Genomic DNA, 16,823 nt, shown 5'->3' on the forward strand with positions numbered 1-16,823 from the left:
AGGACAGAGGATGGAGATGGTCTTGGAGGCCGACCGGCTGGGCAAGCGGTACGGCAGAACGTGGGCGCTACGGGACTGTTCGCTGCACCTTCCGGCCGGCCGGATCGCCGCGCTGGTCGGGCCCAACGGCGCGGGCAAGAGCACGTTGCTGCACCTGGCGGTCGGGCTACTCAAGCCCGACGAGGGCGTGGTGCGGGTGTTCGGCAGGTCGCCGTACGGCGACACGGAAGGGCTGGCCGACATCGGGTTCGTCGCCCAGGACACGCCGCTGTACCGGGACTTCACCGCTGCCGAACTGGTCGTCGCCGGCGGCAAGCTGAACCGGCGATGGGACGCGGCACTGGCCCGGACCCGGTTGGCGCAGCTCGGGATACCGCCCGACAAGCCGGTCGGCAAACTGTCCGGCGGGCAACGGGCCCAGGTGGCGCTCGCTCTCGCACTGGCCAAACAACCCCGGCTGCTGCTGCTCGACGAGCCGGTGGCCAGCCTCGATCCGCTGGCCCGTCGGGAGTTCCTCCAGTCGCTGATGGGCAGCGTGGCGGATTCCGGCACCACCGTTCTGCTCTCCTCGCACCTGCTGGCCGACCTGGAGCGCGTCTGCGACTACCTGATCGTGCTCAACGCGGCCCAGGTGCAGCTCACCGGCTCGGTCGACGACCTGGTTGCCGGGCACCGGCAGCTCGTCGGCCCGCGGCACGACGGCGGTCCGATCGGGGGCGTGGCGCACGTGGTCCGGGCCAGCCACACCGACCGGCAGTCCACGCTGCTGGTACGCACCGACGGTCCCGTCACCGACCCGGCCTGGACGGTCCGCGACGTCAGCCTGGAGGACGTCGTCCTGGCCTACCTCGCCGACGGCGTCACGCAGACCAGTCACAGCGAGTGGGGGGTGGCGGCATGATCTGGCTGACCTGGCGGCAACACCGCAAGCAGGCGTTCTACACCCTCCTGGGGTTCCTGGTGCTCGCCGCGGTGCTGGTGCCGATCGGCCTCTCGATGCGGAGCACCTTCGCCGACCTCGACCTGGCCACATGCGTGCGTCAGCTCGACGACCCGAACGTGGCGGCGGCGACCCGGGAGGCCTGCGACGCGGGGTTCCACCGCTTCAGTAACCAGTACGGCAGCCTGAACCTGGTGGCCGTCCTGCTGATCACCCTGCCGGTGCTGGTCGGCCTGTTCTGGGGCGCGCCGCTGGTCGCCCGCGAGGTGGAGCAGGGCACCCACCGGTTCGTCTGGACCCAGGGTGTCGGCCGGACCCACTGGGCCCTGGTGAAGTTCGGGCTGGTGGGCGCGGGCGTCCTGGCCCTCGCGACGGCCTACGGGCTGGGTATGTCCTGGTGGGTCGACCCGCTCACCGACGCCGCGTACGAGGGCCGGCTCGGCATGATCGTCTTCGACCTCCAGGGCACCGTCCCGATCGGCTACACACTCTTCGCCGTGGCGCTGGGTATCTTCGCCGGCACCGTGTGGAAGCGGATGCTGCCCGCCATGGGCATCACCCTCGCCGGGTTCATCGGCGTGCGGGCGGCCGTGGAGATCCTGGCCCGACCGCACTACCAGCCCGCCAAAACCCAGACCTTCCCGATCGAGGGGGGTGGGATTCCGGAGGGCGACCGGGGCAACTGGGTTCTCGCCGTGGGAATCCGCGACGCCGACGGGACGATGGTCGCGGAGAACACCCGCATCCAGTGCCCGCCGGGCGGCAAGGGCCCGGACGGCCGAGTCTGCGGTGCCGACCTGGGTCTCGGGCCGGGCGCGTACAACTGGGAGATGTACCAGCCGGCCGACCGGTTCTGGCTGTTCCAGAGCATCGAGACGGGCATCTTCGTGGCCCTCGCCGCGCTCCTGCTCTACCTCGCGGTGCGTCGGGTCCGCCGGATCGCGTAACCGGGCGGGTGATCGCCGGAGCCACGGGGGCCCGGCGATCACCCGTCCCTGCCGGCCTCAGCGGCCCAGCCGCCGGTAGCGGGCGACCGAGAGCGGCAGGAACACGGCAACCAGCGCGATCGGCCAGGCCACCGCCAACCAGAGGTAGTGCCGCGCGGCCCACGAGTCGCCACCCCAGCCCGGGTTGCCGAACAGCTCCCGGGCGGCGCCGACGGTCGCCGACAGCGGGTTCCAGGCGGCCACCGCGCCGAGCCAGGCCGGCATGGTGGACGGCGCGACGAACGCGTTGGAGAGGAAGCCGAGCGGAAACTCCAGGGTCTGCACCGCGACCACGGCCGTCTGTCCCCGGGCGACCAGGCCGAGGAAGATGCCGACCCAGACCAGGGCGAAGCGCAGCAGCAGGATCAGTCCCGCCGCGCCCAGCGCGGCGCCGACGCCGCCGTGTGCCCGCCAGCCGACGGCGAGGCCGGTGGCCAGCAGCACCGCGAGGGTGACCAGCGCGAAGAGCAGGTCGGTCACCGCGCGGGCGACGAGCGGGGCGAGTGGTGCGACCGGCATCGAACGGAGCCGGTCGGTGACCCCACGCTCCAGGTCGTCGGCGACGGCGATCGTGGTGAGGCTGATGCCGAACACCATCGTCATCACGAACATGCCGGGCATCAGGAACTCCCGGTAGCTGCCCCCGTCGGGGACCTGCATCGCCCCGCCGAACAGGTAGGCGAAGATCAGCACGATCAGGATGTTGAAACCGAGCGAGGCGACCAGCGGCCCGGGGTCACGTCGCCACCGGGCCAGGCCACGCCAGACCAGGGCACCGCTGTCTGTCAGGGCAGCGGGCCGGCCGGGCGTCAGGTCCACGGTCGCGGGCGGGTGTGTGGCGCTCACGCGGTCACCTCCACGGTGGCCCGACCACCCGTGACGTGCAGGAAGACGTCGTCGAGGGTGGGTCGCCGCAGGGCGATGTCGACCACCGTGACCTGCGCGGCGTCGAGCGCCCGCAGCACCTCGACGAGCGCGCCGGCCCGGTGCCCCACGCCGGCGCTGACCGCGCGCCGGTCCACGTCGACAGTCGGTTCGTCGGCGACCACCCGACGCATCTGCGCGACGGCGATCGCGAGGTCGGCGGGCTCCCCCACGACCACCTCGATCCGGTCGCCGCCGAGCTGCGTCTTCAGCTCGTCGGGGGTGCCTTCGGCGACGATGCGCCCGGCCTCGACCACCGAGATCCGGTCGGCGAGCTGGTCCGCCTCGTCCAGGTGCTGGGTGGTGAGCAGGACGGTGGTGCCCGCGCGGACCAGCCCGCGGATCGACTCCCACACCTCGCTCCGGCCGCGCGGGTCCAGCCCGGTGGTGGGTTCGTCGAGGAACAGCACGGCGGGGGCGAGGACCATGCCGGCGGCCAGGTCCAACCGGCGACGCATGCCCCCGGAGTACGTGCTGACCGGCTGCTCGCCGACGTCGGCCAGGCCGAACCGCTCCAACAGCTCGACCGCCCGCTGCCGGGCCCGGCGACGGCCCAGGTGGAACAGCAGGCCGAAGAGCACGAGGTTCTGCCGGCCACTGAGCGCCTCGTCCAGCGCGGGATGCTGCCCCACCAGGCCGATCCGGTAGCGCACCTGGTCGGGCTGGCGGGTCACGTCGAACCCGGCGACCTCGGCGTGCCCCTCGTCCGGGCGCAGCAGCGTGGACAGGATCCGTACCGACGTGGTCTTGCCGGCCCCGTTGGGACCGAGCAGGCCACACACCGTCCCGCTGGCCACCTCAAGGTCGAACCCGTCCAGGGCCAACCGGTCCCCGTACCGCTTCCGCAGCCCTCGCACCACTATCGCCGCGCCGCTCGTCGTCACACCCGTCCCCTTCCCACAGCCGGACACCGAAGGTCTACCGTACACGGTACGGTAGACCGTACGGGATTGGTGGGTCGACTAGCGTCCCCGGCATGACGATCTCGTTGGACGGCCGGCGGTTCGCCGCGGTGACGGACGTGGTGGCCGGTGAGGTGGGCACCGAGACGGTCTTCACCTACCACGAGCGGGCGGGCGAGGTCTGGGCCGAGTACGCCGGTGGGTCCATCCGACGCGGCTGTCTCGTGGGCACCCGCGACGGCGACCGGTTGGACTTTCGCTACGTCCAACTCAATGCCGAGGGCCAGACGTCCACCGGCCACTGCGTCTCGCAGGTGCGGGTCCGGGCCGACGACCGCCTGGAGCTGCACGAGTCCTGGGCCTGGGAGTCCCGGCCGGGCAACGGCACCAGCGTGGTGCGGGAGATCGCCTAGATCGGGTCGACGGAACTTGACTGGCCGGCGACGCCGACGTTGAGCGGATCGGCCAGCAGCTTGTCGAAGGCCAGCTCGGCGGCCCCGATCAGGACGGCGTCCCGGCCGAGAGCCGCAGCCCGCAACCGCAGGTGCTCACGGGAGGCCGGCAGCGGCATGGCGTCCAGCCGCCGCCGCACCGTGTCCGCCCCGGCGATGAAGATGTCGCGCAGCGAGCCACCGAACACCACGGCGTCCGGGTTGACCACGTTGACCAGGTTGGCGACGCCGAACCCGAGCCAGTCGGCGACCCGCTCGACGGCGGCGCGGGCGGTCGCGTCGCCGTCCGCCGCCGCGCGCAGCACGTCGGCCACAGCGGTCCGGTCGTCGGGGTCGAGGCCGGCGTGCCGCAGCAGCGCGGCCTCGGAGATCTCGGTTTCCCAGCAACCACGGGAGCCGCAGCCGCACGGCAGTCCGTTCGGGTTGACCACCATGTGGCCGACCTTGCCGCTGTGGCCCCGGTGGCCGATCATCAGTCGGCCACCGACCACGATGCCGGCGCTGATGCCGAGGTCGCCGTGCAGGTAGATGAGGTCGTCGATACCGGGGGCCACACCCCGGATGTGCTCGGCCAGGCCCGCGATGTCGGCCAGATCTCCGGCCACGAATCCTGGGCAGTCGGTCAGCTCGGCCTCGAGGGCTGCGCTCAGGCCCTCCTCGACGCCGACGATGCGCAGGCCGCCGTCGGCGTCGCGGGTGGTGTCGGTGACGGCGACCGCGCCGCCGACCAGCAGCGCGTCGGAGGCGACGCCGCGCTCCATCCCGCGCACGAGGTCGGCCAGGGGGCGGACGGCGTCGACGGCCGACATTCCACCGGGACGGGGTGCCTCCCGCAGGTCGAGGATGCGACCGCCGAGGCCGATCCGCGCCGCCCGCAGTCGGTCCGCGTCGATGCTGAGCGCGTGCGCGTAGACCCGGTCGGAGCGAGGGCTGACCACGAGGGAGGGGCGGCCGGCGCGGCGGGTCGTGGCCGGCGCCTCCTCGGTGACCAGACCGCTGGCGGTCAGGTCGGCGGCGAGGGCGCCGATGGTGCTGCGGTTCAGGCCGAGACGGCTGGTCAGCTCGGCCCGCGACGTCGGCCCGTGCAGGTGCACGTAGCGCAGCACGGCGCCGAGGTTCTGCCGTCGGATCTCCTCCTGGCTCGCGCCGGGGACCGGGGGCAGTGGGGTGTCGGCGGTACGACCGGCGCCGGCTGGCCTGGACCGCACGGGTGTCGCCACGGTCAGACCTCCTTCACGGATCGGTGCCGGGTGAACGATGGGGCGCGGACGACGATGGGCCCCGGAAGAGGAGATCCGGGACCCATCGGCGTTGCTGCTTACCGTGTGCTGATTACTTGGTGAGCGGCGCGAGCTTCGGGTCGTTGGCGTACGCCTCGACCACGTTCGCCTTGGTGACGGCGACCGGCGGGAGCAGGAACGTGTCGACGACCTTGCTGCCGTTGTTGTAGGACTTGGTGTCGTTCACCTGCGGGGTGTTACCGGCCTGGAGAGCCTTGACCATGTTGATGGTCTCCTTCACCAGGTTGCGGGTGTCCTTGTTGATCGTCATGTACTGCTCGCCCTTGACGATCGACTTGACCGACTCGACCTCGGAGTCCTGACCGGTGACGATCGGGGTCGGCTTGCCGGCACCCTTGACCGAGGTCAGGATGGCGCGGGCCAGGGTGTCGTTCGGGGAGAGGACGCCGTCCAGCTCCTTGTTGCCGTAGGTCGAGGTCAGCAGCTGGTCCATGCGGGCCTGCGCACCCTCGGCCTTCCAGCCCTGAATGGCGGTCTGCTTGACGTCCTTCTGACCCGAGGCGACGACGACGTTGCCCTTGTCGATCTCCGGCTTGAGCACGTCCATCGCGCCGTTGAAGAAGACACCGGCGTTGTTGTCGTCCGGCGAACCGGAGAACAGCTCGATGTTGTACGGGCCGTTCGGCTTCTTGGCCTTCATGCCGTCCAGCAGGGCCTGGCCCTGGAGCTGGCCGACCTTGAAGTTGTCGAACGCGACGTAGTAGTCGAGGTCCGGCGTGTTGGTGATGAGCCGGTCGTACGCGATCACCTTGGCGCCGGCGGCGTGCGCCGCGGCGACCTGGGTCGCCAGCTGCGCGGCGTCGGTCGCGCCGATGACGATGACCTTGGCGCCCTTGGTGGTCATGGCGGTGATCTGGGCCTGCTGGTCGGCGACCGTGGTCGACGCGCCGGCGTACTGCACGTCAGCCTGGAAACCGGCCTCCTTGAGACCGTTGGTGAACAGGTCACCGGCGAGGACCCAGTTCTCCGAGGTCTTGGCCGGCAGGGCCACGCCGATCAGCGAGTTCGCCGCGAAGCCCTTGGCGTCGCCGCCACCCGAGCTGCCGGAGTCGCCGTCGCGGCCGGAGCCGCAGCCGGCCAGGGCCAGCATGGCAGCGGCGCTGATGGCCACCACCGACGAGCCGAAGATTTTACGCATGGTGAGGACTTGCCTTTCTGGATGTGAGACGGGTGGAGAGGTCGGTGGCCGTCAGCCGGACACCGCTGCCTTGGCGGGCTCGCGCTCCGCGTCCGGCGGTGAGGCGGGTGGTGCGGAGTCCTCGCGGCGGAACGGCCGCATCAGGCTCCCGATGATGGAGAAGCGCCCCTGGCTCTTGTTGTAGACGTCGATCGCGACGGCCAGCAGCAGGACCAGGCCCTTGATGATCTGGACCTTGTCGGTGCCCACGCCCTCGAGCTGGAGGCCGTTGTTGAGCACGGCCATCACCAGACCACCGACGATGGAGCCGCTGATGGTGCCGATACCGCCGGCGACGGCCGCGCCACCGATGAAGACAGCGGCGATGGCGTCCAGCTCCCAGCCGTTACCGTCCTGCGGCCCGGAGGCCTGCGAACGGGCCACGAAGATCATGCCGGCCAGCGCGGCCAGGACGGACATGTTCATCATGACGAAGAAGTTGACCCGCTTGAGCTTCACGCCGGACAGCTCGGCCGCCCGGGAGTTGCCGCCCACCGCGTAGATGTGCCGGCCGCCGGCCGTGTTGCGGGTGTAGAAGGAGTACGCGATGACCAGCGCCACGAGGATGATGCCCGAGATCGGGAAGCTGGTGCCGACGCGACCACTGGCGAAGCGCAGCGCCGCGAAGGCGATCACCCCGACCATGACGGCCATCCGCAGGATCGAGATCCACAGGGGCGCCGGGTCGGCGTCCATCGCCCGTCGGGTGTTGCGGGCCCGGATCTCGCGCCACACCACCGCCACCGCGGCGGCCAGACCGAGCAGCAGCGTCGCGTTGTTGTAGCCGGTGTTCGGGCCGAACTCGGGCAGGAAGCCCGAGCCGATCTCCCGGAAGCCCTCCGGCACCGGGATGCTCTGGGCGTTGCCGATGAACTGGTTGCCACCGCGGAAGAGCAGCATTCCCGCCAGGGTGACGATGAACGCCGGCACCCCGATGTAGGCCACCCAGAAGCCCTGCCAGGCGCCGATCACCGCGCCGATGGCGAGGCCGAACACGATGGCGGCGGGCCAGGGCAGATTCCACTCGGTCATCGACTTGGCGACCAGGATGCCGGTGAATGCCGCGACCGAGCCGACCGAGAGGTCGATGTGGCCGGCGACGATCACCATGAGCATGCCGATGGCCAGGATCAGGATGTACGAGTTCTGCTGGAACAGCGCGATCAGGTTGTCCGACCGCAGCGTCAGCCCATTGGTCCAGATCTGGAAGATCAAGACGATCGCCACCAGGGTGAAGATCATCCCGAACTGGCGGGCGTTGGAGGTCGTGCCTCCAAACAGGTTCTTCTGAAGGTCTCTGATACGGCTCATCGGGTGGCCAACTTCTTCGTCGAGGTCATCTGCTTCATGAGGGTTTCCGGGTTCGCGTCCGCCCGGGCGATCTCGCCCGTGATGGCGCCTTCGAAGACGGTGTAGATGCGGTCGCAGAGCCCGATCAGCTCAGGCAGCTCCGAGGAGATGACGACAACGCCCTTCCCCTGGTCGGCGAGCCGCTGGATGATGCCGTAGATCTCGTACTTCGCGCCCACGTCGATGCCGCGGGTCGGCTCGTCGAGGATCAGCAGGTCCGGGTCGCTGAACATCCACTTGGCCAGGACGACCTTCTGCTGGTTGCCGCCCGAGAGCTTGGAGACGCCCTCGTCGACCGTCGGGGCCTTGGTCCGCAACTCCTTGCGGTACGCCTCGGCCGCCTGGTACTCCTCGACCTCGCTCAGGACGCCGTGGTGCGAGATCTTGGACAGCTTGGCGGCCACCGTCGACGTCTTGATGTCGTCGAGCAGGTTGAGGCCGAGCGCCTTACGGTCCTCGCTGACGTACGCGAGGCCGTGGTCGATGGCGTCCGCCACCGACTTCAGGACGATCTCCTTGCCGTCCTTGATGATCGTGCCCGACTCGTACACCCCGTAGGAGCGGCCGAAGACGCTCATCGCGAGTTCGGTGCGGCCCGCGCCCATCAGGCCGGCGAAGCCGACGATCTCGCCGCGGCGCACCACGAAGCTCTCGTTCTTGCAAACCTGGCGCTCGGCGGAGATCGGGTGCCGGACGTTCCAGTTGCGCACCTCGAAGAAGACGTCACCGATCTTCGGGGTGTGGTCCGGGAACCGGCTGCTCAGCTCGCGGCCGACCATGCCCCGCACGATCCGGTCCTCGTCGACCCCGTCCGCCTTGACGTCGAGGGTCTCCACGGTCTTGCCGTCCCGGAGGATGGTGATCTGGTCGGCGATCGCCTCGATCTCGTTCAGCTTGTGCGAGATCATGATCGAGGTGATGCCGCGGGAGCGGAAGCCGCGCAGCAGGTCCAACAGGTGCCGGGAGTCGGCCTCGTTCAGCGCGGCGGTCGGCTCGTCCAGGATGAGCAGCTTCACGTCCTTGGCGAACGCCTTCGCGATCTCCACGAGCTGCTGCTTGCCGACGCCGATGTCCTTGACCAGGGTGTCCGGATCCTCCTCCAGACCGACCCGGGCCATCAGGTCCAGCGCCATCCGGTTGGCGGCCTTCCAGTCGATCGAGCCCCGCTTGCGCGGTTCGTTACCGAGGAAGATGTTCTCGGCGATCGACATCCCGGGGATGAGCGCCAACTCCTGGTGGATGATCACGATGCCGGCGCCCTCGCTCGCCCGGATGTCGGAGAACTTGCTCTCCGACCCCTGGTAGACGATCTGGCCGTCGTAACTGCCGTACGGATAGACCCCGCTGAGCACCTTCATCAGCGTGGACTTGCCCGCACCGTTCTCGCCGCAGATGGCATGGATCTCGCCGGCGCGAACCACCAGGTTGACGTCGGAGAGGGCCTTGACTCCGGGGAACTCCTTGGTGATGGAACGCATCTCAAGGAGGATCGGCACGTCGCTCATCGCTCGTACCACCTCGCCAACGTCATCGGTTGCCTCCGGAAGGTTGAACCTTCACTTGGTTTTGTTGTTGACGGCAACGTATTGCGGTGAGCAGGCCATCCGCAAGGCGAGGCGGTGTTGAAAATGTAACAATCCGGCAATATAGACGAAGCAGAGTATTCGCCCGTCACGCCGGTCCCACGAGTCGCCGATGGCACCATGGACCGCTCCTGGCAACGTTGTCAAATCGGAGTCGACGACCCATCCGCGCCGATCACCGCAAGCAGGCTCGCCACCAGGCACGATCCGCCCCAGCAGGCGCGGACACCCGGGCGCCGCGGCCGAACTGCCATCGAACGGTGGTGATCGAGCCATGAGGCCGGCGACCCGTCCAGCATGCCTCGGCCGACCGCGGCCTGCGATGTGACCCACGCCTCCCCCGAGCGAAGGGATCGACGGCCGCCACCCCCGCACGCCCCGCCCCCGCCCCCGCCCCGCCCCGCCCCGCCCCGCCGATCATGGAGTTGTGGTTGGTGACAAAGCGCGCGTCTATCTCCAAACCCGGCACCACAACTCCATGATCGACGGGGGCGGGCGGTGATCACCCGCGATCTTGCACTTGCTGTGGCGGCATAGCGGGCATTCCGCTCATGTCGACGACCGAAAGTGCAAGATCGGCGGGACGGGGGCGGGGCGGGGGCGGGGGCGAGGCGGGGCGGGCGGGGCGGGGGCGGGGCGGGGCGAGGCGGGGCGGGGGCGGGGGCGGGCGGTGGAGGTCGACCGGTCAGCTGGGGTGCAGCACCGCCTTGATCACCGCGTCCTCGCGGCGGTCGAAGCTGCGGTACAGCCCCGGCGCGTCGTCGAGAACGCCGTGGTGGGTCACGATCACACCGGGCCGGGCCCGACCGGCGACGACCATGTCCCGCAGCAGCACCGTGTAGCGACGATCGTGCGTGCGTCCGAACCGCACGGCGACGCCCTTGGTGAACAGCGTCCCCCAGGGCGCGACGAGATCCTCGCGGGCGCTCGCGCCCGGCCACGGGTGTAGGTCCTTCTCGGGGTAGACGCCCGCCACGGCGATCGAACCCGCGGGATTGACCAGCCGGGCGGCGTCGGCGATCACCTGGTCCGGGCGCTCCTGGTCGGGGTGCTCCCGGTCGCGCGCCTGGAAACCGACCGCGTCGATGACCCGGTCGATCCCGCCCAACTTCTCCTCGCCCAGCGGCAGACCGGCCCGCGCGCGGTCGGCGCGGATCTGCTCCACCGGGTCACCGAGGCGGAAGTCGACCGGAACCGCGCCGAGCTCACCGGCCTTGTCGAGCCGGGCGTCCACCCCGTCGACGCAGTAGACGACCCGGGCGCCCCGCAGCAGCGCCGAGTACGCGCCGAGCAGACCGATGGTGCCGGCGCCGAACACGGCCACGGTGTCGCCGGCCTGCACCTCGGCGAGGGTCGCCGCGGCGTGCCACCCGGTCACGAACGCGTCGGCGAGCAGCACGAAGTCGTCCTCGTACGCGTCGCCCGGCTCTCCCGGCACGGGCACGCAGTTCGCGTCGGCCCACGGCACCCGCAGCAGGTCGGCCTGGGCACCCCGGTACGGACCCATCCCGGCGTAGCCGTAGGCGGCGCCCGGCCCCTCGGCCCGTGCCCGCAGGCAGGCCGCCGAGAGCCCGCGCGAGCACATCACGCAGGTGCCGCAGAACAGGTGCGTGGGGATCACCACCCGGGTGCCGGGTCGCACGGTCTGCACCGCCGAGCCGACCTCCTGCACCACACCCAGCGGCTCGTGGCCGAACACCAACCCCGGATCGGCGCCGGTGCGCCCGTCGTACATGTGCAGGTCCGTGCCGCACAGGGCGGTGGACGTGATCCGCACGAGCGCGTCCGTCGACGCCTCGATCCTCGCGTCGGGCACCTCCCGTACCGCGACGTCCCGAACGTCCACGTAGACGACGGCTCTCATACCGGCTCCCCCTCAGGTGGTGGAGCGTCGGTCTTCCCCCGGTTGGCCGATTCATGCCGGGGCGATCGACGGGCAGGACGGTCCGCCGCGCGACGTAGCATCGGCGAAGCACGATGTCAGGGGCACCACCTCGCCGACCGGATCGGGCACCTTCGACATGACGACCGAACAGACCACGTCCCCACCGCGCACCGGCGTCGGCATCGTGGCCCGTGACCTGGGGGCGACCGTCCGAAGTGGACGTCGCGTCCTCGACGACATCTCGCTGACCGTCGCGCCGGGCGAGCTGGTCGCGATCATCGGGGTCAGCGGCGCGGGCAAGACCACCCTGCTGGAGACGCTGGCCGGGGTCCGCCGACCGGCGGCCGGCACCGTGGGGTACGACGATGACGGTGTCCCGGGCTCGGTCGGCTTCGTCCCGCAGGACGACATCATCCACCGCGAGCTACCGCTGGCCCGCACCCTGCGGTACGCGGCCCAGCTGCGCCTGCCACCGGGGACCGGCCCCGCCGAGGTGTCGCGCCGGGTGGCCGAGGTGCTCGCCGAGCTGCGGCTCACCGAGCGGGCCGACGTGCCGGTGGGTCGCCTCAGCGGCGGTGAACGCAAGCGCGCCAGCATCGCCGTCGAGCTGCTGACCCGACCCGGCGTGTTCTTCCTCGACGAGCCCACCTCCGGGTTGGATCCGGCGATCGCCGTGGACCTCCTGCGGGCGCTGCGGACGCTCGCCGACGCCGGTGCGACCGTCGTGCTCACCACCCACCAGGTCACTGACGTGGACCGTTGCGACCGGGTGGTCGTGCTGACCCGCGAGGGGCGGTTGGCGTACGCCGGCACGCCCGACGCCGCCCGGGAGTTCTTCGGCCTGCGGTCCCTCGCGGAGGTCCACCTGCTGCTCGATGAGGAGTCCGACCAGACCGTCTGGCCCGAGCGCTTCGCCGCGTCGCGCGCCGTTGGACCGACCGCCACCACGGGCGACCCAGGCGGCAGGGGTCCGGGACGGCCGGTCGGCCGGCTGCGCCAGTGGTGGGTCCTCGCGGCGCGCAACGCGGAGATCGTCGCCCGCAACCGACTGACGCTGGCGATCCTGCTCGGCTCACCACTGATGGTGCTGGGGATGTTCGCGCTGCTGTTCCGCCCCGGCGCGTTCGACCCGGCGAGCCCGAGCCCGACCGTCACCGTGATGATCCTTTTTTGGATCGCGTTCGGCGGCTTCTTCTTCGGCCTGACCTACGGTCTGCTCCAGATCTGCACGGAGCTGCCGATCCTGCGCCGGGAGCGCCTGGCGGGTGTCCGGCTGCTGCCGTACCTGATGGCGAAGGCCGCGGTGTTGCTGCCGCTGCTCGCCCTGGTGGACCTGGCCCTGCTCGGGGTGCTGCGCGGCATGGACCGACTGCCGCCGGTCGGCGGCGGCGACTTCGCGGCCCTGTACGCGACCCTGCTGCTCTCCTCGGCGGCCGCGCTCGCGCTCGGCCTGCTCTGCTCCGCGGCCGTCTCGGACGCGGCCCAGGCGACCCTCATGCTGCCGATGCTGTGCTTCCCGCAGGTGCTGTTCGTCGGGGCGATCCTGCCGGTGCCGGCCATGGCGGACGGCGGCCGGTGGCTCAGCTACGCGATGTCGAACCGCTGGGCGTTCGAGGGGTTGGGGCACACCGCCGGGGTGGAACGGCTGTGGCGCGACGGCGGCTCACCGCTCGGCCCGCCGCTGTCGCAGACGTATGGCGACACCTTCGCGCGAGCGGTCTGGGTCGACTGGCTGGTACTCGGCGGGTTCGTGCTGCTCTCGCTCGCGGCGACCTGGGCGGTGCTGGTACGGCGGGAGGCCCGCCGTGCGGCCTGAGCGCGCCCCTGCCCTCTCGCCGACAGACCTGCCCGGGTACGCCGACACCGCGCGGATCGACGAGTTACGCGCCACCGAGTACCCGCACCTCGACCGGCACGGCCAGGTCTACCTCGACTACGCCGGGGCCGGGGTGACCGCACGGGCCCAGGTGCGGGCGCACCACGACCGGCTGCTGGCGGGGCCGTACGGCAACCCGCACTCGGAGAGCCCCACCAGCGCGGCGGCCGGCTCGCTGGTGGAGTCGGCCCGGCGGGCGGTGCTCGACTTCTTCTCCGCCGACCCCGCCGAGTACGCGGTGGTCTTCACCCCCAACGCCAGCGGCGCCTGCCGTCTGGTCGGCGAGGCGTACCCCTTCGGACCGACCGCACCCTTCGTGCTGACCTGGGACAACCACAACTCGGTCAACGGCATCCGCGAGTACGCCCGGGCGGCCGGCGCGGCGGTGCGGTACGTGCCGTTGAGCGGCCCGGAGCTGCGGGTCGCCGAGACCGACCTGGTCTCGGTGCTCGACGCCGGCAGCGGGGTTCGGTCCGGCCGCCGTGGGCTGTTCGGGTACCCGGCGCAGAGCAACTTCTCCGGCGTGCAGCATCCCCTTGGCTGGGTCGAGCTGGCCCACCGGCACGGCTACGACGTGCTGCTGGACGCCGCCGCGTTCACCGCCACGAACCGGTTGGACCTGCGCGCCGTCCGACCCGACTTCGTCTGCCTGAGCTGGTACAAGCTGTTCGGCTATCCGACCGGCGTCGGCGCGCTGCTGGCGCGTCGTGACGCGCTGGCCCGGCTGCGCCGTCCGTGGTTCGCCGGGGGCACCATCAGGGCGGTCAGCGTGCAGGGTGACTGGCACCGCTCGATGGACGACGAGTCGGCGTTCGAGGACGGCACGCTCAACTTCCTGAGCATTCCGGACGTGGAGTTCGGGCTGCGGTGGCTCGACTCGATCGGCGTGGACCTCGTGCACAGCCGGGTCGGCCTGCTCACCGCCTGGTTGCTGGACCGCCTGACCGCGCTGCGGCACCGCACCGGCCAACCGCTGGTGCGGGTGTACGGGCCGGCCACGGGCGAGGGCCGGGGCGCGACCGTGACGTTCAACGTGCTACGGCCGGACGGCACGCCGGTCGACGAGCGACTCGTCGCCCGGGAGGCCGCCGCGGCGGGCTTCTCCCTGCGGACCGGATGCTTCTGCAATCCGGGTGCGGGCGAGGGGGCGTTCGGGATCACCCGGCAGACGCTGCGGCGACGCCTGCTCGCCCAGATCGGCACGATCGACGAGTACCTGGACGCGCTGGCGCTACCGACCGGCGGCGCGGTCCGGGTGTCGTTCGGGCTGGCGTCCACCGCGGCCGACGCCGAACGCTTCGTCGCCTTCGTGGAATCGTCCTACCTGGACCGGGAGGGTGGGGCCGGGCCGCCGTTGCCGCCCCGGCTCCGGTGCTGACGTGCCCTCCGGGGCTAGCCGACCTGGGCCACCGACGCCGGGCGGTGCGTGATCTCCTCCATGAACGCGAACCGGGCGGCCAGCTCGGCGAGGGTCGCCCCCTCCCGCCAGGCCGAGGCAACCTGGGCGACCTGGACCAGGTCCATACAGTCGCCGCGGGCCAGCACCTCGCCCGCGGAGCGGACGTCGATCATGAAGTACCGGGCCTGCGAGCCCAGCCCGACACAGACCACGCCCTGGTCGGAGTGCAGCTCGGCGCAGGTGAACCGGGCCCGCCCCTGCTCGGGTGCGGTCACCCGGCCGATGTCGAGCTGGTGGCGGTCGGCGGTCTCGATGAGCGCGGCGGCCAGGCCACCCCGCTCGACCAGATCCGGGTAGAGGCGCACACCCAGCGCCGTCGACGCGTCGCTCATGACTGACTCCCACTTCCTTGTGACAGAGACCAGCAGCACGCAGGTTACGGGGAGGTTTCCTGCGGACCTCGTCATCCTGTCCCGCGTGGACGCTCCACGGCAATAGGAAGTGTCGATTCGACCGCTATCGAGGGGTGCGATCGGGCGGTAACGGACCGTCGCGGCATTGGAAACACTCTTGACAGAAAGGTCACCATATCGACATGCTTCGCTTGGAGAGCGCTCTCCAAGATTCTCTGCCGCGCCGTCTCCGACGCGCCGCCTCCCCTTCACCTCGCTGAGGAGCCTCCCGTGTTCACAGCCCGCCCCACCTCCCGCAGCCGCCCCCTCGTCCTCGCGGCGGTCGCCCTCGTCACCACCCTCGCCACCCTCACCATCCCGGGTCAGTCCGACCGCGCCGAGGCCGCCATCGGCGGACTCACCTGGCAGGACGAGTTCAACGCCCCGGCCGGTACGCCCGTCGACGCGAACAAGTGGCGCTTCGACATCGGCGGCGGGGGCTGGGGCAACAACGAGCGGCAGTACTACACCAACAGCACCAGCAACGCCGTACACGACGGTCAGGGCAACCTCGTCATCACCGCCCGTCGGGAGAACCCCGCCAACTACCAGTGCCACTACGGCCGTTGTGAGTACACCTCGGCCCGGCTGCTGACGGCGGCGACCTTCACCCAGACGTACGGTCGCTTCGAGGCCCGCATCAAGATCCCGCGCGGTCAGGGCATCTGGCCGGCGTTCTGGATGCTCGGCACGGGCGGCGGGTGGCCCGACTCCGGCGAGATCGACGTCATGGAGAACATCGGCCGGGAGCCCAACACCGTCTACGGCACCGTGCACGGCCCCGGCTACTCGGGCAGTGGCGGCATCACCGGCAGCCGCACGATCGGCGGCCCGCTCGCCGACGGTTTCCACGACTACCGGGTGGACTGGGAGCCGGGCGCGATCACCTGGTACCTGGACGGGGTGCAGTACCACCGGGTCGACCCGGCCCGCCTCGGCGGCAACCGGTGGGTGTTCGACCACCCGTTCTTCATGATCCTCAACGTGGCGGTCGGGGGAAACTGGCCCGGCTACCCGGACGGCTCCACCCAGTTCCCGCAGCAGATGCTCGTCGACTACGTCCGGGTGTCGAGCTACACCTCCGACGGCGGCAACCCGCCGTCCGGCACCACGCGGCTCCGGGGAGCGCAGAGCGGGCGCTGCATCGACATCCCGAGCGCCAACCCCGTCGAGGGCGCCAAGCTGCAGATCTGGGACTGCAACACGACCGCGGCGCAGGCGTGGACCTTCGCCTCCGACGGGACCGTCCGGGCGATGGGCAAGTGCATGGACCCGGCCTGGGCCGGCACGGCCAACGGCACCGAGGTCAACCTGGTCAGCTGCAACGGCAACCCGGCCCAGCGCTTCACGCTCAACAGCGCAGGCGACCTGGTCAACCTCAGCGCCAACAAGTGCGTCGACGTACGGGAGGCCAACCCCAACAACGGCGGCAAGCTGCACCTGTGGGACTGCCTCGGCGCGTCCAACCAGAAGTGGTCCCGCTTCTGAGCAGACCGGCATGAGCGAACGGGCCGTCCGAGCGCAGCCTCGGACGGCCCGTTCGCCTGCGACAGTGCCCCGAGCCCGATTCGGTCGGGCGACCACCCAGCGACCGCT

Annotated in this window: 14 protein-coding genes; 6 read left to right on the forward strand and 8 right to left on the reverse strand. The window is 70.9% G+C overall.

Features of this window, described 5'->3' with window-relative positions:
• The first annotated feature begins 10 nt into the window (after window positions 1-10).
• Both ACIBTX_RS08315 and ACIBTX_RS08320 read left to right on the forward strand, forming a co-directional pair.
• Entirely contained in the window at window positions 11-901 is an 891-nt protein-coding gene (locus tag ACIBTX_RS08315; protein WP_357120301.1) for an ABC transporter ATP-binding protein, read from the forward strand.
• Window positions 898-1,887 carry a transporter gene (locus tag ACIBTX_RS08320; RefSeq protein WP_357171510.1) on the forward strand — a complete coding sequence of 330 codons (990 nt, stop codon included), beginning with the start codon at window positions 898-900 and terminating at the stop codon, window positions 1,885-1,887. The genes ACIBTX_RS08315 and ACIBTX_RS08320 overlap by 4 nt, the downstream gene beginning before the upstream one ends.
• A 57-nt stretch (window positions 1,888-1,944) precedes the next feature.
• Here the strand turns inward: ACIBTX_RS08320 and ACIBTX_RS08325 are convergent, their stop codons facing one another.
• Together ACIBTX_RS08325 and ACIBTX_RS08330 are read right to left on the reverse strand one after the other, a co-directional pair.
• Window positions 1,945-2,772: an ABC transporter permease gene (locus ACIBTX_RS08325; RefSeq protein WP_357120307.1), complete on the reverse strand. Its 828-nt coding sequence runs from the start codon at window positions 2,770-2,772 to the stop codon at window positions 1,945-1,947.
• Window positions 2,769-3,734, reverse strand: a complete 966-nt coding sequence (locus ACIBTX_RS08330) for an ATP-binding cassette domain-containing protein (RefSeq protein ID WP_357120310.1) — start codon at window positions 3,732-3,734, stop codon at window positions 2,769-2,771. Before ACIBTX_RS08330 ends, ACIBTX_RS08325 begins: the two co-directional genes overlap by 4 nt.
• Window positions 3,735-3,826: 92 nt before the next feature.
• Between ACIBTX_RS08330 and ACIBTX_RS08335 the strand changes: the two genes are divergently transcribed.
• On the forward strand, window positions 3,827-4,165 hold the full coding sequence (locus ACIBTX_RS08335; protein ID WP_357120313.1) for a hypothetical protein: 339 nt from the start codon (window positions 3,827-3,829) through the stop codon (window positions 4,163-4,165).
• Here ACIBTX_RS08335 and ACIBTX_RS08340 read toward each other — a convergent pair.
• The 5 genes from ACIBTX_RS08340 to ACIBTX_RS08360 all read right to left on the reverse strand — a co-directional run bounded on the left by ACIBTX_RS08340 (window position 4,162) and on the right by ACIBTX_RS08360 (window position 11,479).
• On the reverse strand, window positions 4,162-5,424 hold the full coding sequence (locus ACIBTX_RS08340; RefSeq protein ID WP_396832241.1) for an ROK family protein: 1,263 nt from the start codon (window positions 5,422-5,424) through the stop codon (window positions 4,162-4,164). The two genes, ACIBTX_RS08335 and ACIBTX_RS08340, sit on opposite strands and share 4 nt — an antisense overlap.
• Window positions 5,425-5,536: 112 nt before the next feature.
• Window positions 5,537-6,643: a sugar-binding protein gene (locus ACIBTX_RS08345; protein WP_357120316.1), complete on the reverse strand. Its 1,107-nt coding sequence runs from the start codon at window positions 6,641-6,643 to the stop codon at window positions 5,537-5,539.
• Between the two features lie 51 nt (window positions 6,644-6,694).
• Window positions 6,695-7,993: a multiple monosaccharide ABC transporter permease gene (mmsB, locus tag ACIBTX_RS08350; RefSeq protein WP_357120319.1), complete on the reverse strand. Its 1,299-nt coding sequence runs from the start codon at window positions 7,991-7,993 to the stop codon at window positions 6,695-6,697.
• Entirely contained in the window at window positions 7,990-9,537 is a 1,548-nt protein-coding gene (gene mmsA / locus ACIBTX_RS08355) for a multiple monosaccharide ABC transporter ATP-binding protein (protein WP_396832242.1), read from the reverse strand. The genes mmsB and mmsA overlap by 4 nt, the downstream gene beginning before the upstream one ends.
• 763 nt (window positions 9,538-10,300) lie before the next feature.
• Window positions 10,301-11,479, reverse strand: a complete 1,179-nt coding sequence (locus tag ACIBTX_RS08360; RefSeq protein WP_396832243.1) for an alcohol dehydrogenase catalytic domain-containing protein — start codon at window positions 11,477-11,479, stop codon at window positions 10,301-10,303.
• 157 nt (window positions 11,480-11,636) lie between these two features.
• Here ACIBTX_RS08360 and ACIBTX_RS08365 point away from each other — a divergent pair, with 157 nt between their 5' ends.
• On the forward strand, window positions 11,637-13,316 hold the full coding sequence (locus tag ACIBTX_RS08365; RefSeq protein WP_396832244.1) for an ATP-binding cassette domain-containing protein: 1,680 nt from the start codon (window positions 11,637-11,639) through the stop codon (window positions 13,314-13,316).
• Window positions 13,306-14,754: an aminotransferase class V-fold PLP-dependent enzyme gene (locus ACIBTX_RS08370; protein ID WP_396832245.1), complete on the forward strand. Its 1,449-nt coding sequence runs from the start codon at window positions 13,306-13,308 to the stop codon at window positions 14,752-14,754. The genes ACIBTX_RS08365 and ACIBTX_RS08370 overlap by 11 nt, the downstream gene beginning before the upstream one ends.
• Window positions 14,755-14,768: 14 nt before the next feature.
• On the opposite strand, the gene ACIBTX_RS08375 is transcribed toward ACIBTX_RS08370, so the two are convergent.
• A complete protein-coding gene (locus tag ACIBTX_RS08375; RefSeq protein WP_396832246.1) occupies window positions 14,769-15,167 on the reverse strand; it encodes a hypothetical protein in 399 nt (132 codons plus the stop codon).
• 291 nt (window positions 15,168-15,458) lie between these two features.
• On the opposite strand from ACIBTX_RS08375, the gene ACIBTX_RS08380 reads away from it, so the two are divergent.
• The gene (locus tag ACIBTX_RS08380) at window positions 15,459-16,715 is read left to right on the forward strand and encodes a family 16 glycosylhydrolase (protein WP_396832247.1); all 1,257 of its coding nucleotides are present in this window, start codon (window positions 15,459-15,461) and stop codon (window positions 16,713-16,715) included.
• The last annotated feature ends 108 nt before the right edge of the window (window positions 16,716-16,823 follow it).

It is taken from the genome of Micromonospora sp. NPDC049359 (assembly GCF_044466585.1).
GTDB lineage: Bacteria > Actinomycetota > Actinomycetes > Mycobacteriales > Micromonosporaceae > Micromonospora.